Genomic DNA, 21441 nt, shown 5'->3' on the forward strand with positions numbered 1-21441 from the left:
TGAGCCTAAGCCGCGAGGGCCTGAGCACGGTATTGCACCGGGCTCAGGCCCTTGAGCTTTGTTGAGATCCTTTCGGTGTTGTACCAGCGGATGTAGTCGTGCAGTGCTGTTTCCAGCGCGTTGGTGTTGAGGAATCGGACGTGGTTGAAGAGTTCTTCCTTGAGGTGGCCGAAGAAGTTCTCCATTACGGCGTTGTCGTAGCAGTTGCCTTTGCGGGACATTGATTGAATCGCGCCGGCGCCCTTCAGGAGATCGCGCCACGAGACATGCTGGTACTGGAAACCCTGGTCTGAATGCACCATTGGTTTCTGCCCGCCCTCGAGCGTCATCAACGCCATTCGCAGCGAGGCGTTGGTGAGGGCAAGGTTCGGTGACATGCCGATGGTGTAGGAGATGATCTGGCGGTCGAAGAGGTCCATGACCGGTGAGAGGTAGAGCTTCCGGTCGCCGACGCTGAACTCGGTCACGTCAGTAACCCATTTCTCGTTCGGGGTTTCGGAGTCGAATTCCCGGTTCAGCAGGTTCGGGGCAACAGAGCCCTGCTCGCCTTGATAGGAGTTGTAGCGCTTCTTGCGCCGGACTTTGCAGACCAGCCCGAGGCCACGCATTAGCTTCAGCACGGTCTTCTTCGCGATCGTCCACCCTTGTTTGAGTAATTCTGTATGGATGCGGCGGTGTCCGTACCTGCGGTGGTTGTCCTTGAAGACCTTGGTGATAGCGGTTTTGAGGGAGGCTTGCGGATCGGGAGTCTGCAGGCGGGCCTGGTGATAGAAGAACGTTGCGCGGGCCAGCCCGGCCACGTCCAGGAGCACGTTGAGGCGGTGTTCGGCCTTGAGGGCGATGACGGCGCGGACCTTTAGCGCCGTTCCTCGTCCCTAAAGGCCTGCACTTTTCCCAGGAAAGCGACTTCTGCCCGTAGGCGCTCGTTCTCACGGCGCAACCGCTGCAACTCGGACTCTGGCTGCGCCCCTGTCTCGGGAGGTGACTTAGGTCGTCCCTTTGGTTTCGGGCGCAGGCCGTCTTCACCGTCATTTCGGTAGTATCGAGCCCACTTTTTGATCAGATCCGGAGAGGACAGCTCAAACTCCTTTGCGAGAGCAACCTTGCCCTCTCCCGCCAGATACCGCTGCACGACGGCGAGCTTGAACTCAAACGAAAACCGCCGCTTGGTTGACTTGGTCACTAGTGTCGAACCTCCGCGCACTCTCCACCGCTGATGTAGCCGGCTGACAGCTTTTGCCCGGACCCCTAGCTTTGTTGCCACGGACTTAGCACCCCAACCGGTCTCGAACAACGCTACCGCGGCTTCGCGCTGTTCCTCAGATAACGAACTGCTGTCTTGCATAAAACTGCTCCCCGAGAGTCAGAACTAATTTCTCAGTCCAACTTTCGGGGAGCAGTTCAGAGCGGGGGCACGGCTTCATCACGGCCTCGGTAGTCGACCCGTTCGGCAACGTGCTGGGCATCATGCAGAACCCGCACTACCTGGAAATCCTGCAATCCGGCCCGGCGTCCTGACCACGCCGCGTCAACTGCCGGCCGCCGCCGCTGCGCAGGCGAGCCATACCTCGCAATTTTGTCAGAGACGGCACATAGGCTGAAAGCAGCTTCACGAGACGCGCGCCCGCCCTCCGGCAAGGAGGGCAATGCTCCGACATGGCCGCACACCAACCCCAACCTCACGGGTGGTTCGGATGAAGAAGCGGCCTGTCCCCAACCGGAACAGGCAAGAGCGTCCGCGGTGGCGGACCGTTGAAAGGAACTGGCATGGCCAACTACCCAAACCGAGCCAACGATGAGCCCCAGACTAGGACGGAACCGTGCTCGTGGTTCGGCCCGGGACACAACGTCCATTGGATCCAGGCCCGGAAAGCACTCCACGACGATGTTGGAGTTCCGGTCGCCGTTCATCTGGAGGCAGAAGGAACGGTCCGTCTGGACGACGCGGGCCAGGAGCGGTGTTACTGGCACCATGACACGGCGGGCCTCGCCGAGGCCTTGGCCCTCCCCTGCGGCGACATCACCTGGTACGCGCGGTTTAGTGTGCTGACGATCGAGACGATCGTGGACCGACGCCTTTTCAACCTAGGACCGGTTGGCAAGGCAGTGGAGTGCCGGGCTTAGACCGGACACGCCGGCGCTAAGGTGTGGCCTGACAACGCTTCCGCGCCTGCTCGGGCGCGGAAGCATTGTCAGCTGCCGGCCGCTTCCAAGTTGGCGAGATAGCCGGCGAAACCGCCCGGAGTCCGGCCCTGCAGCCGGCCCGAGGTGGTGACCTGCAGGTGCGCCGCCGGCAGCACCAGGCCGCCGAGCGTCCGGATGGCCTCGACCAGCCGGACGTCCTCATGTTCTGCGAGCGCAGGGAAGCCGCCGGCAGCCAGGTACATAGACGCCCGGACACCGAGGTTGGCGCCGTGCACCCTGGTACTCGGTTCCTGTCCGGCGTAGTTGTCGCGCCAGGCACGCAGTAGCCCGGGCGCAAGGGAGGAGGTCTCGGGTTCCACCGTCCCTGCCACAGCGTCCGCTCCGGCGTTGGCCAGCAGCGCAAAGGAAGTCAGCCAGTCTTCCGGCACTAAGGTGTCCGCGTCAGTGCAGGCAAGCCAGGTCTCCTCGGCTGCGGCATTGCGGCCATCGGCCTCCAGCGCGGCGCAGACTCCGGCTGCCCGCGCGGCACCGACGGAGCCGAAGTCGCCCGCCAGCACGGCGATCCGCCCATCCGCCCGGGCCGCATGCCGGGCGATCTTGGCGGACTGGTCGGTACACCGGTCCAGCACTACCACCAGCTTCACGCCGCACTCCGGCCGCGCGGCTCGGAGCACGTCCATGGCCCGCCGCAGCCGGCGCAGGCATTTTCCCAGCAGTTGCTCCTCGTTATGCACCGGAACAACGACGGCGATGCGCCGCAGCGTGGGGGCCGAGTCCCGGCCCCCGGCGGCAGAGTCTGCGGGTATGACCCCGGTGGGGCCGGCCACGGGCGCGGCGGTCACTGCGCGCGCTCCGGCGCTTGGAGCACTTCCAGCAGGAAGTCCCGTTCGCGGTGCAGGGCGACGACGTCCCAGCCGGTGGCCTCCTTCGCGATCGCGTGGACCTGTTCGCCGTCCAGTTCCCAGCCATCGATCGGATGCAGCCAGTGGCACAGCAGCAGGTGGCCTCCGGGGTTCAGGGTCTCCTGCACCTTCCGAAGCAGCTCCCGCAGCTCCGTTTCTTTCAGGAAATAGCCGATTTCCGAGATGGCCACCAAGTCCAGGCCATCAGCGGCGGAGCTTGGCCAGCCGGCGGGCAACTGCGCCTGCACCAGCTCTACGTTCTTATACTCCGCCAGCCGGCGGCGTGCCTGGTCCAGTGCAACGCCGCTGGCGTCCACCGCCATCAGCCGATCGCAGCGTGCGGCGAGCTCGGCGGTCAGCACGCCGATGGAGCAGCCAACCTCCAAGGCGTTGCCGTACCGTTCGGCGGGAAGGGCCGCCAGAGTGACGGCCCGCTTCCGGCGTTCATACCAACTGGACAAGTAGTTCCACGGGTCCGGGTCGCCGCGGTACAGCCGGTCAAAGATATGCTCGGCGTGCTCCGAGCCGGCGGGTCCAGCCGGGGTCCACTCGAAAACTTCGACACCGCGGTCAAAGTGTTCCTGGAATGCCTCGCTGAGCAGCACCTCGTCGCCGGCCGCCGGAGACAACGGCTGCGTCTGCGAGGCGTGGGCGGCCAGGGCCAGCTGTTTCGCCGCCGCGTCCTGCGCAGACAGCGGTAGAGCCTTCCAGTTGGTCCAGCTGGTCTGGGCCTCCGGATCGGCCCAGTGCCAGTACCAGATCGGGAACTCCAGCAGGTCCGCTCGGTGGGCCGTTGCCGACCGGGCCGCCGCACGACCCACCGCTTCATGGTCCGGGTGGCCGTCCTGACGGTAGGGCGCAGCAACGACCGCGTGCGCATGGCCCTCCAGGGCTTTGGCGAAGGCCGCATCCAGGGCGTCGGCGTGCTGGCCGACCATCCCATCGGGGATGCCCAGGAACTGCCATTCCAGCCGGCCGGCGGATGCCCCGAGGCCCGACCGGGCTTGGGCTTCGGCCTGGGCCTGTGCTTGGGCCTGGTCCTGAGTCTGGGCTTGGGCTTGGGCCTGGGCGGAGGTTTCCAAGGCCTGCATCGCGGCACGGAATTCCGCCAGCCGCAGCCTGCGCAGGTCTGCGGCAGAGTACGTTGGCGAATCCGGATGAGAGGCTTCGCCGGCAGTACAGAGCAGCACCGTGACATCCGCTCCCCGGGCCAGCGAGGAGTGGATCAGCCCTGCGGCACCGAGTGACTCGTCGTCGGGATGCGCCGCGGCCACCACCAGCCGGCAGCCGCGCCCCGGGACGACGCCCTCGGCCAGCGCAGGCAGCCGGTCGATCCCGGCCGCCTGCCAATCGGCTTCGGGGGTTCCGGCCTCGATGTGGGAGAAGGTCACCACGCCGGCTCCGGCTGTTCCAGGACCATGGCGCCGAGCGCCGCGTCGTCGCGGGCTGCATGGTGCTGGCGGAGGTAGATGCTGAGGTCAGCCGCCCGCCGGGCGTGCTGCTCGTCCCACACCATGGGTGCCGGGCCCAGCGCGTGGCCGCAAATCTCCAGGATCCGTGAGCAGATCGCCGCGATCTGGCCACGGACGCGGTGTGCTTGGACCGCACCGGCGGCGCCGTCGTCCACCGCGGCGGCCGCGGCGGCCAGCACGTCGGCACCGGCCGCCAACAAGCGGTCCGCTTCGCCCAGCCAGGCCAACGCCAACTGATCAGGGGTCCGCGAGGTCGCGGCTGCCCGGAGGGTACGGAAGAGCCCAACGGCCCCGCCGAACCAGCACGCGGCGACGCCGATCCCGCCCCAGGCAAAACCCGGGCGGTGCAGATACCAATCGGTTCCACCGACCGGGGTGGCACCTGCCTGCTGGAAGGACACCGGGCCGCTGGGAACGGCGGCCAGGCCGCGGCTGATCCACTCGGCGGGTTCAACGGTGACCGCCGGCTGCGTCAGGTCCACCGCGAACGCCCGGCGTCCGCCGTCAACATGGGCCGTGACCACCGCATGGTCCAGTTGCGCTGCTAAGGAGCACCACGGCTTGGTGCCCGACAAAAGCCAGGCATCGCCGTCGTTGCTGGGCTTGGCGTCCAACCGGGTGCCCGACGATTCCGCCGCAAACACACCCCACGTTATTCCCGCGGGAAGCTCCACCCCGGCCTGCGCCAGGATGGCTGCCGCATCCAGATGCGGCTCTACCGCGCGGGCGGCGGTCAGGTCCTCGGCGGCCAACGCGGCGAGGAACTCCCACAGGGCCAAGGTGTTGCCGGTTCCGGGCAAAGGCGCAGGGTCCGGCGCGGCACGGAGGATCGGGAGCAGCGGCAGCGGATCACCCGCGCACCGAGAAGCTTGTGCCAACAAGGGCCCGGCAGCGCCCCACTCGAGCTGGAGCTGCTGCCGGACCCTGAAGGCGCCGTTATGTTTCACAGCGTGCGGCCGGCTACTTGGTCTTCTTGGCCGCGCCCTTTTCCGTCTTCTCGCCGCCGCTGGCCAGTTCGCCGGCGCTGTTCTCCAGATGCGCGCGCATGAACCACTGGAAGAGTTCCAGCTCGGCGGTCTGGCCGATCAGCAGGTCCTCGGTGATCGGGTCGATCTCGCCGATGGTCTCGATGGCCTTGCGGTGGTTGCCGACCACCCCGTTGTAGACCACGTCCAGCGCGGCGAGATGCTCGGCGGTGCCGGCACGGTGAATGTCGTAGTCGTCCCAGCTGCGTTCCTTGACCAGGGCACCGGGCAGCCCGTTCGGGGAGACGCCCAGGGTGGCAATGCGCTCGGCGACGGCGTCAATCATTGCGCGGACCTTTTCGATCTGCGGATCGAGCATTTCGTGGACCCCGATGAAGTCCCGGCCCACCACGTTCCAGTGGGCGTGCTTGAGCGTGAGCTGCAGGTCATTGAGCGCATGGAGACGCTGCTGCAGGATCTTTGCGACCTTCCGGCCTTCTTCCAGCTTGAGGCCGGGAACTGTGTAGCTTGCCTTAGATCCGGTCGTTTCCGCCATGAGAAACCTCCTTGCTCGGCGATGCCGCTTGTCGGCATCCTGCTGTTTTCCAACCTAGCGGCGAACCCCTGAAACGTCCCGTCGCACGACGCTGCGTCAGCCAAGGGCGAAATTCAGTAGGCTTACTAATCGCGGGGGCCGGTACCGGCTACCACCCGGATGACCACCGCCGTGATCAGCACGACTGCCGCACAGATGCCGGCGGCGATGGCGGTGCCTTGATCGACCAATCCACCGTCGACGCGCCCGACGGCGATCCAGGCCAGGCCCCAACTGGTGGCCAGCGCCGGGGCCAGCCGGCCGCGGCTGTAGAACGCCGTGGCGACGCCGACCGCCGCCGCCAGGGCAAGCACGATCGACGACAGCAAGGTCACCGGGAGCCCGAAGCCGTCTACGCCCGACGCGGCGAGGACGGCCGCGGCATTGGCCACCGTGGCCACCGTGACCCAGCCCAGGTAGAGGCCGAACGTACCGTCGGTGATGAGCGCGTCCAGCACTCCCCCGTTGGGCGTGCCGACCAGGATCACCAGGATGCGGGCCAGCACTGCCAGCAGGACGATGATCACGGCAAGGCTCATCACCAGCAGTCCGACCTGCACCACCCAGATCCACGCCGCGTTCAGGAGCATGGAGGCCACCGCCCAGCGGCGCAGGGCGGCATGCCGGGCGGACCGCCGCTGGGCCGGCAGCAACTGCCACACCGCGTAGGCGAACAGACCGAGGTAGATGAGGGACCAGATCCGGAAGGCCGGCGAGGCCGGAGCCAGCGGTGTGGAATCTTCGTTCAGCCAGCCGCCCGCCGCTTCCTGGATGGGAGTCCCGACCAGCACGCCGCTGCCCATGAAGGCGGCAACGATGGCCACCAGGGAGCTGACCAGCACAAGGACCGGCACCGCCAGTCCCGTCCTGATACCCGTTCGTTGCTGCATGCTTCCTCCGGCCCTCGTCGGTGTGATCATTGCTGAAGAGAGTTCACCATGGAATATCGGTCAGGTGCCGAGGCTGCCGCGGACGATGCTGACGCTAGAGTGCGCGGGGTTTCCGTCCAATGGCTCGTCCGAGACATCCACAATGGGGAACTGCGACAGATCCAGTCCTTGCGGGATGGGGAACCTGCCGCGGTCCGAGTCCAACACGCCGAGGCTGACGAGACCGGACAAGTCCGGCTTGATCAACCACACCTCCTGATACCCCCGGGCCTCGTTGGCGCTCAGCCGGATCTCGAGTTCCCTGATCCCGTTCGTCTCCACCACCCGCGCCGTCCCGGTGGCCGCGTACTGCTCCAACGGCTGCAAATCCGCCTGCGCCAACGTTGCAACGTTTCGATTGACTATCCAGGACACGCCGATTGCCGCGAGGAGCACCACGGCTGCCGCCGCGGCCAACCAAGCCGGAAGGTTCCGCGCCGGACGCTTTCGCGACGGCGGCCGCCCGGCCGAAGTTTGCTTGGACGGCAGGCTGCGGACAGGAGCGGGACCACTGTTTGCCCGCAAGGGGTCTTCCGCCAGTTCCGGAGAGAGCCCCAACTCCCGGTGGATGGCCTGCCAAACGTGCGGTCCCGGGGACTCCAGTTGCGGATTGGGGTCGGCCTTGGCCGCGTTCACCGCTCGGCGACATGCCTGGTACTCGTCGGCGCACTGGCTGCAGGTGCGGAGGTGATCCCGGTCGGACCGGTCGCCGACGGTGTCGTCCAGCGCGAGCAAACTGATCAATTCCGGATCAAGGTGCTGCATGGTCAACCTCCAATCGGCGCCTCAAGTGCTGCAGACTGCGATGAATATGGCTCTTGACGGTACCAAGCGGCAGATCGAGCCGGCGGGAGATCTGCTCGTGGGTCAAGTCTTCGTAGAACGCCAGGCGCATGATGGAACCCTTGGGTTCCCCCAGCCGTTCCAGCTCGCCATCCAGCAACAACCTGTCCGCGAGCGTTTCCGGGGACTGGGAGCCTTCGGCATATTCGGGGTCAGGCAGGACCGCCGAAACGGCGCGGAATTTGCGGTGCTCACGGGCGGTGGACGACTGCGCATCGGCGATGGCGCGGCGGGTTATCCCCACGATCCACGCAGGCAGCCGACCCAGCGAAGGGTCGAATCCCTCCCGCAGGCGCCACGCCCGGATGAAGACTTCCTGGGTGACATCGTCCGCGGCCGTCTGATCCCGCAGGGCTCGGGAAGCCAGCGTCCGGACGAGCGGAGCCAAGTGACGGTAGGCGTCAGCGATTGCCGACTCCTCACCGGCAGCGAAGGCCATATCGATGCCGGTATCCCAAGCGTCGAAAGGAGGAGGTACCAAGCCTGCGTCCTTCCGGTCGTCGGGAGGGAAAGCTACCCCACTGACTGGTGCAGAAGGGCCGGAAAAGTCAGTCTGGGACCGCTGTGACAACCACATTGTGGCTGTAATCCTGCCGTCCGTCCAGCCACTCGCCGCCGCACGTGACCAGCCTCAGCCGCGGTTTTCCGTCCCGGCGGAACACGGCCGCCGCATCGAATTCATCCTTATCCATCAACTCAACCTCCGAGACGCGGTACGTGAGAGTCTCAGCGTCCGCCCGTTCCACGGTGATGCGTGTGTCCGGCCGAAGCTGCCTGAGCTCGGAAAACGGAGCCAAACCCGACAAGGTGTCCACGTGGGCCGCTATCACCGCGGTTCCGGCGTCATCCCCCGGCGCGGGACCATGGCGGTACCAGCCGGCCCGGTCAACGGAATCGGGAATTTCCATCTCGTTGCCAGCTCCAATTCCGACGGCGACCACGCTCACGTCAATCGAGGTTCCGGCCACCACCAGCCGGGTCGGCGGAGCTTTCTCGCCTGCCGCCGCGGGCAGTGCGCGGTGGACCGGGATGGCCGCCGGGTCCGGGATCACCGAGGTTTCGGACATGGCTGCTTGGTTTGGGGTGCGGCCGTCCGGCTGAGCGCCGGTGTTCCCCGGGCCCTCAGCCGAGGGCGTGGCTGCGGCATCGGAAGCGGCCGGGGCCAGCATGATGCCTTCGGCCGGCTGCGATGGCGCGGCGCATCCGGCCGCGGCAATCAGGACCGCACTGAGCAGAAGCCCGGTCCGGGCCACCGTCGTCGTCGTTGTGTTTGGCATGGTTCCTACTGGGAAGGGTGGTGGGTGCGAGGTTTCGAGGCAGCGGGGCCGCGGCCGAAACCTGCGGCGGAGGAAGCCGATGGCGCCCCGGGCAGGCACCACCGGCTTCGGAGCCCGTCGCTGCTAATCGGTGGCGCGAACCAGCTTGCGACGGGCGACGGCGCCGGCGCCGAGGAGCAACAGGACGGCTCCTCCGGCGACTGCGGCGCTGGTGTAATCCGGGCCGGTTTCGGCAGCTGCTCCCGACCGACCACCCGGCACTGCGCCGGGAGCGCTGTGGAGTCCTTCGATGTTCTGCACGGCCACGGCCAGGTTGCCGTCATCCAGGCTGCCCCACGCGTAGACAATGGTGTGCGTGCCCTCCGTAACCGGCACGTCGGCCGGTCCGATCACTGGCTCGGTGGTCCCGGCCGCTGCCACCGTGGCCGAGATGGTTCCCGGGTCCAGCGTGAGCGTTTGTTCGTCCGGATTGGACAGGCCTTCGATCACCGCCGAGCCGCCGGCCAGCACGTCGACGGCGGGGGCGGCCGCGGTGTGGCGCACGGTCAGCTTGCCCTTGCCTGCGTCAATGGCGGAGACATCGTTGGTGAAAAGGTTGGCGGTGGGATTGCCCTCGGCGTCCAGGTTGGCCACAGCCGTGTAGTTGCCGCCGGACTCGAGCTGGACATCGACGGGGCCAATGGCCGGGTCGTCTGCATTTTCGGCGTCCGCGGCCGTAACGGCCAAGGTGTACTCGCCCGCAGGGAGCGCCAGCGGTCCGGCCAGCTCACCGGGGACGAAGTCGTCCAGCGTCCGCTCGCCGTTGACCCAAACATCCACGGTCAGGTCCGGCACGCCGTGCAGGACCGAGAGCTGGGCCTCCTGTTCTGCTGCCTGGGCCGGAGCTGCCGTTCCTAATGCCAGAAGTCCCAAGGCTGAAACTGTAACAATGCTCTTGCGCATTTTCTTCTCCTTCGAAGGCCCGGGTGTACCAGGCTGGTGGCTGCTTACACCCCTACTACCGTCCGGGCTGGGTGTTTGGATGCACGCTCATGAAAGATTTTTTGAGCGGCCCTCATTCGCCGGGCCCAAGACCTTGTAGATGGCGCAGATGAAGGACCTGTTGCGCGCCAGATCCGTGAGCTCCAGGTCAAACTTGCGCGGGAACAGCGGGCGGCCGGAGCCCACCGTAGCTGGCGCGATCGACAGGACCAGCTCGTCCAGCAGCCCCGCCTCGGCAAACTGGGCGGCCAGATCCCCACCGCCCACCACGTAGATGTCCTTACCCGCGGCCGCGGCCGCGAGCGCGGCGTGGATCGGCTGGATGTCGCCCTGCGCAAAGCGGATGTCCGCGCCCTCGACGCCCGGCAGTTCTCCGTGCGAGAGGACCCAGGCGGGCATCTTGTACGGCCACGGTTCCTCCGACGCCAGCAGGTGTTCACGGACCCACTCATAGGTTGTCCGGCCCATCACCACCGCCCCGACTCCGGTGATGAAATTGTCGTAGCTGTTCGGGCCGCCGCCGTCGATGTCCTGCTTGAACAGCCAGTCCAGCGAGTCGTTTTCATCCGCGAGGTACCCGTCCAGGGTGGTGGCGGTGAAGAAGATGGTGCGGGTCATTGGTTCCTCCCGAACGGTCGCGAGTCGAGCAGCTGCCGGTGGCGGTCCTGAGCGCTGTGAAAACAGTGTGCCCGAAGGACGGCCGGATGCCCACGGTGGCGACCGTCCGAGCCCAAGCCGGGCACCGCCGTCGTGCTTTTCCCGCACGCGAGGTGCCGCCAGAGACGCTAAGTTTTAGGTATGGCTACGGATGAACGCGTTAACGAAGACTCGAGGGGTCGCAACGAGACTTTCGAAGAGAAGCTGGACCGCAACTGGAACGATCTGCTGCAGGAACTGCGGGTGATGCAGACCGGCGCGCAGATCATCACGGCGTTCCTGATGACGCTTCCGTTCCAGAGCAGGTTCCAAGACCTGGCTCCGTATCAAGTGGGCCTGTACATCGCGCTGCTGGTGCTCTCGGCGCTGATGACCGGGCTGATCCTCACGCCGGTGGCGATCCACCGGCGGCTGTTCGGCCTGCACCTCAAGGAGGCCACGGTGGCGCAGGGGCACCGGATCGTGAAGATCGCAGTGCTGGGCATCGGGCTGCTGGCCACCTGCTGCGTGGCGTTCATTGTGGATGTGATCGCCGGGGACGTGCTGGCGCTGGCGATCGGCGGCGGGGTGCTGCTGGTGATGGTCTTCCTGCTGTGGATCCTGCCGCGCGTGCTGCAGCACGGGCTGAGCAGCGGCAAAGCCGGCGCCGAAGACTGAATCCGGGCGGTTCAATTGAACCCGTGACAGGCCCCGGCCCGAGTGGGACCATGGCGGCATGAGCATTCCGTCAGAACCGAGCCCTCCGGCCGGAGCCCGAACTGATGAACATGGTCCGGGCGGCAAGACGTTCTTTGGCCAGCCGCGGATGCTGGCCAATCTGTTCAGTGTGGAGCTGTGGGAGCGCTTCTCCTTCTACGGCATGCAGGTTGTGGTCCTGCTCTACATGTACTTCGAGGTGGCCGACGGCGGTCTGGGCATCGACGAGGCCGTGGCCACCGGAATCATCGGCGCCTACGGCGGCACCGTGTACCTGTCCACGATCGTCGGCGCGTGGGTAGCGGACCGCCTGCTGGGCTCCGAAAAGACGCTGTTCTACAGCGCCATCATGATCATGCTGGGCCATATCTCGCTGGCGCTGATCCCCGGAATCCCGGGGCTGGCGGTCGGCCTGATCCTGGTAGCGTTCGGGTCCGGCGGACTAAAGGCCAACGCCACCTCGCTGGTGGGTTCGCTGTACGCGCTCGACGACGACCGCCGGGACGCGGGATTCTCCATCTTCTACATGGGTGTGAACATCGGCGCGCTGTTCGGGCCGCTGCTGACGGGCCTGACCCGGGAGACGCTGGGCTTCCACTACGCGTTCGCACTGGCCGCGGTGGGCATGGCGATCGGACTCACCCAGTACGCGCTGACCCGCAAAAACCTGCCGGAGGAAGCACACCTGATCGCCGACCCGCTGCCCAGGAGCAAGGTGCCGGTGGTGGGCGGCATCGTGGCGGCGGTGGTGGTCCTGATTGTGGTGGCGGTACTGACCGGACTAGTGAACGCCGGAAACCTGGCCACGGTGGTGGCGCTGGTGGCGGTTGTCGCGGCGATTTCCTACTTTGTGGTGATCCTCTCCAGCAAGCACATCAATGACACAGAACGACGGCGGGTGCTCTCCTTCATCCCGATGTTCATCGCCAGCGCGGCGTTCTTCTCCATGTTCCAGCAGCAGTTCACCGTGGTGACCCTGTACTCGGACCAACGGCTCAACCGAAACATCCTCGGCTGGGAGATGCCGATCGAGTGGGTGCAGTCGATCAACCCGGTATTCATCATCTTGCTGGCCCCGCTCTTCGCCGCGGTATGGACGCGGATGGGCCCGAGGCAGCCCATCACACCGGTGAAGTTCGCCATCGGGCTGGCGATCATGGGGCTGGCCATCCTGGCGTTCATCCCGCTGGCCGGCGGCGGCCCGAACACCGCTCCGCTGCTGGCGATGGTGGGGATCCTGCTGATGTTCACGCTGGCCGAGCTTTTCATCTCCCCGGTGGGGCTATCGCTGTCCACCAAACTGGCGCCGCACATTTTCCGCACCCAGATGGTGGCGCTGAACTACCTTTCGGTGTCGCTGGGCACCGCGTTGTCCGGTGTGCTGGCGGGCTTCTACAACCCGGAGAACGAGGTCCCGTACTTCGGCGCGATCGGTCTGGTGGCGCTGGTGCTGGCCGTGGCGCTGTTCCTGGGCGCGAAGCCGATCAAGAACCTGATGAGCGGGGTGCACTGAGCATGGGGAGTTTCGTCCGTACCCGTCTGGGCGCTGGGTGGGGTGACAGAGTGACGGGACGCGGGCCGGCCCGCGGTGGGCGTGGTGGCGTCGTGGCAACCGTGGTTGTTCCGTGGTGACGCCGCAGCGGGTGCTGGTCACCGGCGCCACCGGCTATATTGGCGGCCGGCTGGTTCCGCGGCTGCTGGCGCGCGGGTACCAGGTCCGCGTACTGGTCCGCTCCCCCGGCAAACTGGCGGCGGTGCCGTGGCACGACGACGTGGACATTGTGGCCGGCGACCTGGCCGATGAAGATGATGCGCGGCGGGCCTGTGCGGATGTTCGGACGGTGTTCTACCTGGTGCATTCGATGGCCTCCGGGACCGACTTCGAGGAACGCGAACTGGCGATGGCGCGTACCGTCGCCAGCGCCGCCGCGGCTGCCGGGGTGCGCCGGATTATCTATCTGGGCGGGCTGCATCCGGAAAACGTCGAACTCTCCCGCCACATGCGCTCGCGGGCCGCCGTGGGCCGTGCGCTGCTGGAAGGCGAGGTGCCGGCGGCAGTCTTCCAGGCCGGCGTCGTGATTGGCTCCGGTTCCGCGTCCTTCGAGATGATCCGGCATCTGTCGGAAAACCTGCCGGTCATGCCGGCGCCCAGCTGGGTGCGGCGGACAGTGGAGCCGATAGCCATCCGCGATGTGCTGCACTATCTGGAACGCGCGCCGGAGCTCCCGGCCGGGCTGAACCGCACCTTCGACATCGGCTCGCGGGAACGACTCACCTACGCGGGACTGATGTACGGGTATGCGCGCGAAGCCGGGCTGGCGCAGCGGCTGATTTACGCCCTGCCGATCCCCGCTCCCGCGCTCGCCGGCTGGTGGGTGGCGCTGACCACGCCGATCCCGCACGCCATGGCGGTGCCCCTGGTGCAGTCGCTGCAGCATGACGCCGTTTCCGCCGAGCACGACATTGACGATTACATCCCCCAGCCCGACGGCGGGCTGACGGGTTACCGCCGGGCGGTGAAACTGGCGCTGGGGAAGATGGCCAGCGGCGAGGTGGAAACCAGCTGGACCAACGCGTCCAACGCCCCGCCTTCGGACCCGCTGCCCAGTGACCCCGACTGGGCCGGACGGACCGTGTTCGTGGACAACCGGGAACGTGGCTCCGAGGTTGCCGCCGAGGACGTCTGGCGCGTGATACAAGGGATCGGCGGAACGAACGGCTGGTATTCGTGGCCCGCGGCGTGGGCGATCCGCGGCGTGCTGGACAAGCTGGTGGGCGGCGCCGGACTCACCCGTGGCCGCCGCCATGCCGGCCGGCTCGGCGTGGGCGATGCCGTGGACTGGTGGCGGGTGGAAGCCATCGAGGAGGGACCGGAGCGCCGGCTGCTGCGGCTGCACGCGGAAATGAAGGTGCCCGGGCAGGCCTGGCTGGAACTCTCGGTGGCCCCCAAGGACGGCGGCAGCGTGTACCGCCAGCGCGCCATCTACTTCCCCACCGGGCTCTCCGGCAAGCTCTACTGGTGGCTGGTCCTGCCGTTCCACGGCCTGATCTTCCCGTCCATGGCACGCAACATCATCCACCGGGCCGCCGCGCTCGGTGCGACTGATGACGCGGCCGCCAACATCCGCTAGATTGACGGACCATGAACCCCGACGACGATGGACCGTCCGAACGCTACCGGCGCCCCGATGGGCTCGACGACGCCACTGTGGCGGCCTTGGGCAAGCTCTCCGAGGCGCTCGAAATTATCGAACACGCCCGCGGTCACCTCTACGCTTTCCACCGGCTCACCGGCAAGGCAGACTTCGCCTTGGGCGACGCCGTGGAGCTGCTGCGCAACGCCGGGCACGACGAGTTGGCCGAGCGGATCGATCAGGAGCTCGTCGGCCGAAACGTAATTGAGGGACGCTGGACTTTCCAGATCATCGACGAGTACGACGAGACCTACTACGGCCCGTGCAAGGAACTGGAGCGGCAGGCCCGCGAGAAGCTGGCCGACGGCCGCAAGCACTTGTTCGAGGCCGAGATGAAAGAGGACCGTCGCACCCACGGGCAAAAGAACCATGAGGCAAAACCTCCGAGCTTGCGCGACCTCGACCCTTAACCGAACCGGCTTCACGGTTCCGCGTGACGTCGCGCACGGGCTAGGCCTGCAGGCCGCGGGCGCCACGGTTAGTGGTGCAGTGGGCGCCACGGTTAGTGGTGCAGTGGGCGCCACAGTTCTGCGCCCGGACAGCGGGCCACATTTAGGAGCCCGGACAGTGGGCCACATTTAGGGGCCTGAACCGCGGGCGCCACAGCCAGGGGCGTGTACATTGGGCGCCACATTCCCTGGGGAAGGGCCAGCATTCCTCATGCTTGTGTGAAGAGATCCGCGCGGTCTCAGTCCATAGGAGCGAACGAGCGCCAGCCTTGCTTACCACCCGGAAGACAATGTGGCGCATCCTGTACGCACGTCTTTCGAAGCCTGCTTTCGGGACGGCTCGACGGGCTAGGACTGGGGCCACACGCGCTAGGTCTGGAGGTAGAGACTGGTTAGGCCTGGGGGTAGACGGGCCAGGTCTAGGGGTAGACGGCTAGACCTCCGGGTAGACAACCGCCAGCGGCAACCGGCCGCAGTCCAGCACTGTGAGCCTGAGTCCGGTGTAGCGCTCCCCGCGGGCAGAACGGCCCCGAAGCGCACCGGGGCGGGGCCGGCCCACCAGCCGCTTCCGGCTGCGGCGGCGCGGGTTCCCGACGACGGGGCCCGCGCCGTCGTCGTATCAGTTTCCGGCTGCCGGCTCCGCTTGCACCGACGCCGCCAGCCCCAGCTCGTGCTCGCCGAGGTCGGCGAAGTAGGACTCGACGGTAGCGCGGTCCACCTCGGCCAGCGTGGCCGGATTCCACGCGGGGTTGCGGTCCTTGTCGATCACCTGGGCGCGGACGCCTTCGGCGAAGTCCGGGGCGGCGACCAGCCGGACCCCCAGCCGGTAGTCCTGGTCCAGCACTTCCTCGAGCGTCTCCATCTTGCCGGCACGGCGGAGGGCTTCGAGCGTGAGCTTCACCGCGGTGGGCGACTTGGCCTCGATCTCCTCGGCGGCGGCCTGTGCGGCCTGCTCCGGCGATTCCTTCAGGGCGGCGAGGATCTGCTCCGCGTCGTCGAACGCGTAGCACTCGTCGATCCAGCCGCGCTCCTTTTCCAGGTCCGACGCCGGGACGTCCGTGTGGGAGAAGGCCGCCATGGCTTCCTGGGCAGGGGCCTCGGCGAGCGCGGCGGCCAAGGCCGGAAGCTCGGCGCTGTCCACCAAGTAGTCGGCCAGGCCCAGGGCGATGGCATCGGCCCCGGTGCCGGTACCGGCGGTGAGGGCCAGGTGGGTGCCCAGCTCCCCCGGCGCCCTGGAGTACAGGAAGCAGCCCCCGACGTCGGGAATGAAGCCGATGCGGGTCTCCGGCATGCCGACCCTGGTTCGCTCGGTCACCACCCGGTGCGAGGCATGCGCGGAGATGCCGATGCCGCCACCGAGCACCACGCCGTCCATGAACGCGACGATCGGCTTAGGGTACCGGGAGATCAGCGAGTTCATCCGGTACTCGTCTTCCCAGAAGATCTCGTCGCCGCCGTCCTTCATGTGCCGGTAGATGGCCACGATGTCCCCGCCGGCGCACAGTCCCCGCTCGCCGGCGCCGGAGATGAGGACGGTCTCCACGGCGTCGTCCTCCGCCCATTCCCGGAGCGCGGCGGTGACAGCGGTGATCATCGAGTCGTTCAGGGCATTGATGGCCTTCGGCCGGTTCAGCACAATGTGCCCCAAGCGGCCGGTACGCTGCAGCAGAATCTCTTGAGTACTCATCGCAGAGAAGCCTACCGCGGCATGGCCGCGCCGGGCAGGGCCCTGTTCGTGTCTGCGCCCGCCTCGGTTTAGCCGGGTTCAGGGCGCTGGCTGCATGGATTTGTCGAATCCGGTCGAATACACAGCTAACTTGTTGTCTCCCGGCGCCGACTGTGGAAGAAGTCGAGTCGAAACCCCAGCGCCGGCAGAAGCACCTGACGCCGATGCCGCGGTTTGCCACCTAAAGGGAGTTGTTGTGAAAGCGTTTGCTTGTGGAGATGTGGTTCCTGGTTGCGAGGCACGCTGGGTGTGCAGCTCCGAGGATGAAATCCTGGTCAACGTGGCCTCGCACGCCCGTGAAGTCCACGGGCTGGACCGGATCACCGATGATCTCGAGCAGGCGGTACGCGGGTCCATCGTGGCGGTCGGCTGAGCGGAGCTCCGCACACATGTCGGTGGGGATGGCTCCGGACCGCTCCGCGTGGACTGACTTGCTGGACCAGGCCTGCCGCGGCGAGGGCTTGGGCGTGGCGTACCAGCCCGTCGTTGACACCGCCCGCGGCACCGTGGTCGGCTACGAGGCCTTGGCCCGGTTCCCGGGGTTCGATGAGAAGAGCCCCGAAGTGTGGTTCTCGGCCGCGCGGTCCGAGGGCCGCGCGGCTGAGTTGGAGGCTGCCGCCCTGCGGATAGCGCTCAATGCTCGGGCGATGCTTCCGGCCAACTGCTTCCTCACCGTCAACGTGTCGCCCGACCTGCTGGCTTCGGATGAGATCCGCCGCATTTGGCGTGCGCAAGGGGACCTTTCCGGCCTCGTCATTGAACTCACCGAACAAGTACCGATTGATTCATACGGGCATCTTGCGCCGGATTTGAACCAGTTGCGGGCTGCGGGCGCCTTGATAGCGGTTGACGACGCCGGTGCTGGCTATGCGGGACTCCGGCACCTCATCTCTCTGCGTCCTTCGATCATCAAGATTGACCGGGACCTGATCCGCGACGTTGACAGTGATGAGGCCAAACGGGCCTTGATCGAAATGCTTGGAACCTTCGCCAGCCGCGTTGATGCCTGGATCTTGGCCGAAGGAATCGAAACCGCGGAGGAACTGGAGACGGTGGCGGCCCTTGGCGTCCCGCTGGTGCAGGGCTACTATCTGGCCAGGCCGTCCGCCCCCTGGGCGTCGATCCCGCTGGAAACCGCGCACCGGCTGGCCGCCCGGGACAGAACGGGCCGCGGGAACGCTGTCCGCCCTATCGTTGAGCCGGCCTTCACGGTGTCCACGGTTGCGGCCGCGGCCGATGCCTTCGCGGCGGATGCGCGGTTGCAGTTCGTGGTGCTCCTGGCCGACGACCGGCGGCCGGTCTGCATCCTCGACCCATTCACAGCGGCCCAGGGCTGGACTTCACCCGGGCTGCGGCTGAATCTGGACACGCCCATCGCGGCCGCCCTGACCCGCGCCGTGACGCGCCCGCAAGAGCATCGGTTTGAGCCGATGGCCGTGACGGACAATGCCGGCCGGTTTGCCGGCATCGTCAGGATGGAGCGCTTGATTACAGCGTTGGCGGGCGGCGAATCCTCGGCGTCCTCCTAGCGCGGTGGACCCGGCGTGCCTGGCGCCGCTCCCGGCCCGCCAGCATCTGGGCCTCCTGGGCCCGGCCCTGGCGCTCCGGGATCTGCTCCCGGCCCGCCAGCGTTTGGGCCCGGCGCTGCATCAGGGCCCGGCGCTGCGGGCCACGGCCCCGGTTCCCCGGGCATTGCTCCCGGTCCGCCAGCCCCTGGCCCTGATGCCGAGCCGCCAGCCCCTGGCGCTGTTCCCCAGCCGCCAGCCCCTGGCCCCGGCTCGGGGGCCCAGCTTCCCGTTGCCGTTCCGGGTGCTCCGGGCATCGCGGGCCCCTCAGGCGGCGCCGCGGCTGGGGGTTCGTCGGCGCCCTGGTCGAGGCGGAAGGGCGGATACTCGTCACGCATCAGCAGCACGTAGGCTGCGACCCGATAAGACCAGCGGTTGAGCCCCATGATGAAGGCAAACAAGTCATACCGGTAGCGGGCGGTGAACAGCAGGATCACGGCGGTGATCAGGATGAGCAGTCCCAGCAGGGACAGGCCCCAGGAGGACACCGATACATCGTCGCCCCAACTCCGGCTCCAGGCGAGTCCGCTGCCGCTGGTGAAGATGCCGACGATCAGCAGGTGCGGGATCGCCAGCAGCCACCATTTCACCAGCACCAGCCCGTGCGAGAGACGCTGCGGATAGGCAACGTCCAAGTCGGCGGGATATTCGGCCTGGGCCAGCGTGAACGGCGGGTACCGGTCGGTGCCAAGTGCCGAGTAACCGTAGAACCCCACCCGCCAAGACCAGCGCAGCACACCGACGTTGAAGCAGAACCAGGACCGTGGGTAACGGCCGGTGAACAGGATGACGATTCCGGCCGCGATGGTACTGACCACCAACGCGAACCACAGCAGCGCCAGGACAATGTAGTGCGGGATGGCCAGCAACCACTTAACCAGCCACAGCCCCCGCGAGAGCCGGCTGTCCAAGTAACCTGCGAGTCGGACGGGATACACCGACGTCGGCGTCCTCTGCCAGCCCGCGTTTCCGGCCAGGGTTGCGCCCGGGCCTTGGCCGGGGCGGTCACGGGCGGGGTCGACATTCCGCCCGAGCCCCGCGGAACCAAGCAACAGCAAGGGAATCCCGATGACCAGCGCGATGATTCCCGGGATCAGCAAACCGCCCCCGAGCGGCCCCAGCAAGTCGGAGCGTGCGCCGGCCTGCAGGTCCACCCAGACCGGACGGCTGGCATCGGCGTTCATCACCACCAGCGACCATTGTCCGGGTTGCACCTTCCAGGAGATCGTTTGAGAACCGGAGCCGGTGGCGGATTCGGTCCAGAAGTCCTGCTCCGCCGGTGCGGCGGGGGCGCGGTTGCCGGGTGTCGTCCGGTCACGGTTGTCCCGCCAGGACATCTGCCCTTCCCCGGTTTGGGACCAAGAGGCACCGCTAAGCGGAGTAACAGGCACGTCCCGCAGATAAGTCTGGACGTCGGAGGCCTTGGCGATGCCCACGAAGACTTCTTGGTCCGGGACCACGGCCTCGGCGCGCACCTGCACGCTGGCAAGGTCACCGACCGGTGGCATTCCCTCGGACCAGGGATCGACCACCACGGACGGACTGGTCACGGCGTAGCCGGTGCTCTGGTAGCGCTTGGTGCCGCCGGTCAGGTAGCCGCCGTCGCTTTGCGCGGCAGAGGCGCCCAACACGATCGATCCGGCGATGGTCATCCCCATTCCGAGCATGCTCAGCAGCACGCCAAGGATCAGCAGGACCCAGTTGCCGGGCTTCATCCGGGCCGGCGGCGGGCCAGGAGGGGGTGCGTACGATGGGGCTGGTTGGGCGGTCATGGCGATCCTTTCGCACCGCGCCAACACCGTGGTCGGCGCGGCCGCCTAGGGCTGGATGGATAGAATCTTGGCGGCCAGATCGGCTCCCCACTGACGCGCCCGGGCCTCCTCCTCCGGCATCAATTGGTTGGTAGAGGTGACCAGAAAGCTCTCCGGCTCGGCCAACAGTTCGAATCCGTGCCGGCGCAGGGCCTTGGCAATCGTGTGGCTGGCCCGGCCGGTGAACAGCGCGGGAGCTTTGATCCGGGTGTCGAACGCGGCGGCCTTCCCGGTGGTCTTTCCCAGCGACGCCAGCCATTCCCGCACCGCCGGCCCCTGGGCCGCGGGGTCCATCTCCAGCTCATTCTTCGGGGCTTCCTTCGCCGCTGCCTTGCGGGTGGAATCCCGGCTAAGTCCGTGCACGTGTGTGGGCGCACCCACTACCAGGACGTCGTCGGGACGGATCCCGCGCTCACGTGCAGCTTCGACGGAGAAAACTTCTGCTGGGCAATGCGCTTCGGTCAGGCCGAGGCCGATGGCTCTCGCGATCTGGTGGGTATTGCCGTACATAGATTCGTAAACCACGACTACTCCCATGCTGTGCTCCTTCTGCAACGTCCTTCAGGACTCAGCGGACGCCTGAAGCCGGGCCGAACGAACGTCATGGGCTATCTCCCGTGCCCAATCTTCGATCTGGTCCCAGTCCCGGAAGTCCCCGAAACGTGCGCCCACCAAGCGGAACAGGACGCTAGTCCAGCGCGGAAAGTCTTCCTCCCGCGCCACCCCCGAGAAGAGGCGGTGCCCACGCGGACGGACCAGATCGCGCAGCGCCCCGGCCAAGCGCCGGTCCTGCGCTTTGCTTGCCGACGTTCGAACCGCAGGTGGCAAGCTGGCGGACATCCCCACGCTGAAGAGCCACACCGGGCGGGCCACTAGTTCACTTGCATGCCGTTGGACGAACGCCATGGCCTCGGGCAGCCACGCCTGTTGGTGAATGGCACTGCCCAGCACCGCTGCATCGTAACCGTCGAGTACGCCCAGCCGGCTGATGGGAAGAGCATCCACGGCCAGGCCCTCTTGTTTCAGCACGCCAGCGATTCGCAGCGCGATTTCCCGGGTGGAACCGTGGGCGCTGGCATGACCGATCAAGACCCGCACTGCGGCACCACCCCCTTGGTGTGCTTCCCCAACCCGTCGGATAGCTGGCCCCCACCGGCCCCGTACGGCTGCAGGCACCATGCTACTCAGCCGCCCGGTACATGAATAGGGCTTGGTACGGCTGACGACGGCGGTG

23 protein-coding genes and 1 riboswitch are annotated in these 21441 nt (G+C 67.0%); of the genes, 7 read left to right on the forward strand and 16 right to left on the reverse strand.

Annotation, left to right across the window (positions count from 1 at the left end):
* Positions 1–5 precede the first annotated feature (5 nt).
* Positions 6–812, reverse strand: a complete 807-nt coding sequence (locus MNQ99_RS15045) for an IS3 family transposase (protein WP_241913507.1) — start codon at positions 810–812, stop codon at positions 6–8.
* A gap of 44 nt (positions 813–856) precedes the next feature.
* A complete protein-coding gene (locus MNQ99_RS15050; RefSeq protein ID WP_241913508.1) occupies positions 857–1183 on the reverse strand; it encodes a helix-turn-helix domain-containing protein in 327 nt (108 codons plus the stop codon).
* A 424-nt stretch (positions 1184–1607) separates the two neighbouring features.
* Positions 1608–1739: riboswitch (SAM riboswitch) on the forward strand.
* Between the two features lie 28 nt (positions 1740–1767).
* On the opposite strand from MNQ99_RS15050, the gene MNQ99_RS15055 reads away from it, so the two are divergent.
* On the forward strand, positions 1768–2124 hold the full coding sequence (locus MNQ99_RS15055) for a hypothetical protein (RefSeq protein WP_241913509.1): 357 nt from the start codon (positions 1768–1770) through the stop codon (positions 2122–2124).
* A gap of 68 nt (positions 2125–2192) precedes the next feature.
* Here the strand turns inward: MNQ99_RS15055 and MNQ99_RS15060 are convergent, their stop codons facing one another.
* The 10 genes from MNQ99_RS15060 to MNQ99_RS15105 all read right to left on the reverse strand — a co-directional run bounded on the left by MNQ99_RS15060 (position 2193) and on the right by MNQ99_RS15105 (position 10727).
* The gene (locus tag MNQ99_RS15060) at positions 2193–2987 is read right to left on the reverse strand and encodes a glycosyltransferase family 2 protein (protein WP_241913510.1); all 795 of its coding nucleotides are present in this window, start codon (positions 2985–2987) and stop codon (positions 2193–2195) included.
* Complete coding sequence (locus MNQ99_RS15065; RefSeq protein WP_338423100.1) at positions 2984–4438, reverse strand: PIG-L family deacetylase; 1455 nt, start codon at positions 4436–4438, stop codon at positions 2984–2986. Before MNQ99_RS15065 ends, MNQ99_RS15060 begins: the two co-directional genes overlap by 4 nt.
* Positions 4435–5319, reverse strand: a complete 885-nt coding sequence (locus MNQ99_RS15070) for an acyl-CoA dehydrogenase family protein (protein ID WP_241913512.1) — start codon at positions 5317–5319, stop codon at positions 4435–4437. Before MNQ99_RS15070 ends, MNQ99_RS15065 begins: the two co-directional genes overlap by 4 nt.
* 160 nt (positions 5320–5479) lie before the next feature.
* Positions 5480–6040, reverse strand: a complete 561-nt coding sequence (locus tag MNQ99_RS15075) for a Dps family protein (protein ID WP_127513503.1) — start codon at positions 6038–6040, stop codon at positions 5480–5482.
* 125 nt (positions 6041–6165) lie between these two features.
* Positions 6166–6969: a tryptophan-rich sensory protein gene (locus MNQ99_RS15080; RefSeq protein ID WP_241913513.1), complete on the reverse strand. Its 804-nt coding sequence runs from the start codon at positions 6967–6969 to the stop codon at positions 6166–6168.
* 60 nt (positions 6970–7029) lie between these two features.
* Positions 7030–7773: an anti-sigma factor gene (locus MNQ99_RS15085; RefSeq protein ID WP_241913514.1), complete on the reverse strand. Its 744-nt coding sequence runs from the start codon at positions 7771–7773 to the stop codon at positions 7030–7032.
* Positions 7760–8290 carry an RNA polymerase sigma factor gene (locus MNQ99_RS15090; protein ID WP_241915392.1) on the reverse strand — a complete coding sequence of 177 codons (531 nt, stop codon included), beginning with the start codon at positions 8288–8290 and terminating at the stop codon, positions 7760–7762. The genes MNQ99_RS15085 and MNQ99_RS15090 overlap by 14 nt, the downstream gene beginning before the upstream one ends.
* A 109-nt stretch (positions 8291–8399) precedes the next feature.
* Positions 8400–9128: a class F sortase gene (locus tag MNQ99_RS15095; RefSeq protein WP_241913515.1), complete on the reverse strand. Its 729-nt coding sequence runs from the start codon at positions 9126–9128 to the stop codon at positions 8400–8402.
* A 123-nt stretch (positions 9129–9251) separates the two neighbouring features.
* On the reverse strand, positions 9252–10070 hold the full coding sequence (locus MNQ99_RS15100) for a DUF4397 domain-containing protein (RefSeq protein ID WP_241913516.1): 819 nt from the start codon (positions 10068–10070) through the stop codon (positions 9252–9254).
* 87 nt (positions 10071–10157) lie between these two features.
* A complete protein-coding gene (locus tag MNQ99_RS15105) occupies positions 10158–10727 on the reverse strand; it encodes a dihydrofolate reductase family protein (RefSeq protein WP_241913517.1) in 570 nt (189 codons plus the stop codon).
* Positions 10728–10907: 180 nt separating this feature from the next.
* Between MNQ99_RS15105 and MNQ99_RS15110 the strand changes: the two genes are divergently transcribed.
* The 4 genes from MNQ99_RS15110 (at position 10908) to MNQ99_RS15125 (ending at position 15066) form a co-directional block, all read left to right on the forward strand.
* Positions 10908–11423 (forward strand): DUF6328 family protein, encoded by a 516-nt coding sequence (locus MNQ99_RS15110; protein ID WP_241913518.1) that lies wholly within the window; start codon positions 10908–10910, stop codon positions 11421–11423.
* A gap of 58 nt (positions 11424–11481) precedes the next feature.
* On the forward strand, positions 11482–12975 hold the full coding sequence (locus tag MNQ99_RS15115; RefSeq protein ID WP_127513510.1) for a peptide MFS transporter: 1494 nt from the start codon (positions 11482–11484) through the stop codon (positions 12973–12975).
* Between the two features lie 112 nt (positions 12976–13087).
* Entirely contained in the window at positions 13088–14593 is a 1506-nt protein-coding gene (locus MNQ99_RS15120) for an SDR family oxidoreductase (RefSeq protein WP_241913519.1), read from the forward strand.
* Between the two features lie 11 nt (positions 14594–14604).
* On the forward strand, positions 14605–15066 hold the full coding sequence (locus MNQ99_RS15125) for a hypothetical protein (RefSeq protein WP_241913520.1): 462 nt from the start codon (positions 14605–14607) through the stop codon (positions 15064–15066).
* Between the two features lie 658 nt (positions 15067–15724).
* Here MNQ99_RS15125 and MNQ99_RS15130 read toward each other — a convergent pair.
* On the reverse strand, positions 15725–16792 hold the full coding sequence (locus tag MNQ99_RS15130) for an enoyl-CoA hydratase/isomerase family protein (RefSeq protein WP_241913521.1): 1068 nt from the start codon (positions 16790–16792) through the stop codon (positions 15725–15727).
* Positions 16793–17027: 235 nt separating this feature from the next.
* Here MNQ99_RS15130 and MNQ99_RS15135 point away from each other — a divergent pair, with 235 nt between their 5' ends.
* Both MNQ99_RS15135 and MNQ99_RS15140 read left to right on the forward strand, forming a co-directional pair.
* Positions 17028–17204, forward strand: coding sequence for a DUF1059 domain-containing protein (locus MNQ99_RS15135; RefSeq protein ID WP_241913522.1), 177 nt, complete (start codon positions 17028–17030; stop codon positions 17202–17204).
* A gap of 16 nt (positions 17205–17220) precedes the next feature.
* Complete coding sequence (locus tag MNQ99_RS15140; RefSeq protein WP_241913523.1) at positions 17221–18360, forward strand: EAL domain-containing protein; 1140 nt, start codon at positions 17221–17223, stop codon at positions 18358–18360.
* Here MNQ99_RS15140 and MNQ99_RS15145 read toward each other — a convergent pair.
* Genes MNQ99_RS15145 through MNQ99_RS15155 form a run of 3 tightly spaced genes read right to left on the reverse strand, consistent with a single transcriptional unit; the run spans position 18357 to position 21305 of the window.
* A complete protein-coding gene (locus tag MNQ99_RS15145; protein WP_241913524.1) occupies positions 18357–20168 on the reverse strand; it encodes a DUF4389 domain-containing protein in 1812 nt (603 codons plus the stop codon). The two genes, MNQ99_RS15140 and MNQ99_RS15145, sit on opposite strands and share 4 nt — an antisense overlap.
* A 45-nt stretch (positions 20169–20213) precedes the next feature.
* Positions 20214–20744: a flavodoxin domain-containing protein gene (locus MNQ99_RS15150; protein ID WP_241913525.1), complete on the reverse strand. Its 531-nt coding sequence runs from the start codon at positions 20742–20744 to the stop codon at positions 20214–20216.
* 24 nt (positions 20745–20768) lie between these two features.
* Complete coding sequence (locus MNQ99_RS15155; protein ID WP_241913526.1) at positions 20769–21305, reverse strand: flavodoxin domain-containing protein; 537 nt, start codon at positions 21303–21305, stop codon at positions 20769–20771.
* Positions 21306–21441 lie beyond the last annotated feature (136 nt).

The organism is Arthrobacter sulfonylureivorans (assembly GCF_022637435.1).
Lineage (GTDB): Bacteria > Actinomycetota > Actinomycetes > Actinomycetales > Micrococcaceae > Crystallibacter > Crystallibacter sulfonylureivorans.

Bases quoted from the DNA above. Each gene is read 5' to 3' on its own strand.
- MNQ99_RS15075 (WP_127513503.1), bottom strand. From the start codon at position 6,040: ATGGCGGAAACGACCGGATCTAAGGCAAGCTACACAGTTCCCGGCCTC.
- MNQ99_RS15100 (WP_241913516.1), bottom strand. From the start codon at position 10,070: ATGCGCAAGAGCATTGTTACAGTTTCAGCCTTGGGACTTCTGGCATTA.
- MNQ99_RS15125 (WP_241913520.1), top strand. From the start codon at position 14,605: ATGAACCCCGACGACGATGGACCGTCCGAACGCTACCGGCGCCCCGAT.
- MNQ99_RS15090 (WP_241915392.1), bottom strand. From the start codon at position 8,290: ATGGCCTTCGCTGCCGGTGAGGAGTCGGCAATCGCTGACGCCTACCGT.
- MNQ99_RS15145 (WP_241913524.1), bottom strand. From the start codon at position 20,168: ATGACCGCCCAACCAGCCCCATCGTACGCACCCCCTCCTGGCCCGCCG.
- MNQ99_RS15105 (WP_241913517.1), bottom strand. From the start codon at position 10,727: ATGACCCGCACCATCTTCTTCACCGCCACCACCCTGGACGGGTACCTC.
- MNQ99_RS15085 (WP_241913514.1), bottom strand. From the start codon at position 7,773: ATGCAGCACCTTGATCCGGAATTGATCAGTTTGCTCGCGCTGGACGAC.
- MNQ99_RS15080 (WP_241913513.1), bottom strand. From the start codon at position 6,969: ATGCAGCAACGAACGGGTATCAGGACGGGACTGGCGGTGCCGGTCCTT.
- MNQ99_RS15140 (WP_241913523.1), top strand. From the start codon at position 17,221: ATGTCGGTGGGGATGGCTCCGGACCGCTCCGCGTGGACTGACTTGCTG.
- MNQ99_RS15095 (WP_241913515.1), bottom strand. From the start codon at position 9,128: ATGCCAAACACAACGACGACGACGGTGGCCCGGACCGGGCTTCTGCTC.
- MNQ99_RS15150 (WP_241913525.1), bottom strand. From the start codon at position 20,744: ATGGGAGTAGTCGTGGTTTACGAATCTATGTACGGCAATACCCACCAG.
- MNQ99_RS15130 (WP_241913521.1), bottom strand. From the start codon at position 16,792: ATGAGTACTCAAGAGATTCTGCTGCAGCGTACCGGCCGCTTGGGGCAC.
- MNQ99_RS15110 (WP_241913518.1), top strand. From the start codon at position 10,908: ATGGCTACGGATGAACGCGTTAACGAAGACTCGAGGGGTCGCAACGAG.
- MNQ99_RS15115 (WP_127513510.1), top strand. From the start codon at position 11,482: ATGAGCATTCCGTCAGAACCGAGCCCTCCGGCCGGAGCCCGAACTGAT.
- MNQ99_RS15055 (WP_241913509.1), top strand. From the start codon at position 1,768: ATGGCCAACTACCCAAACCGAGCCAACGATGAGCCCCAGACTAGGACG.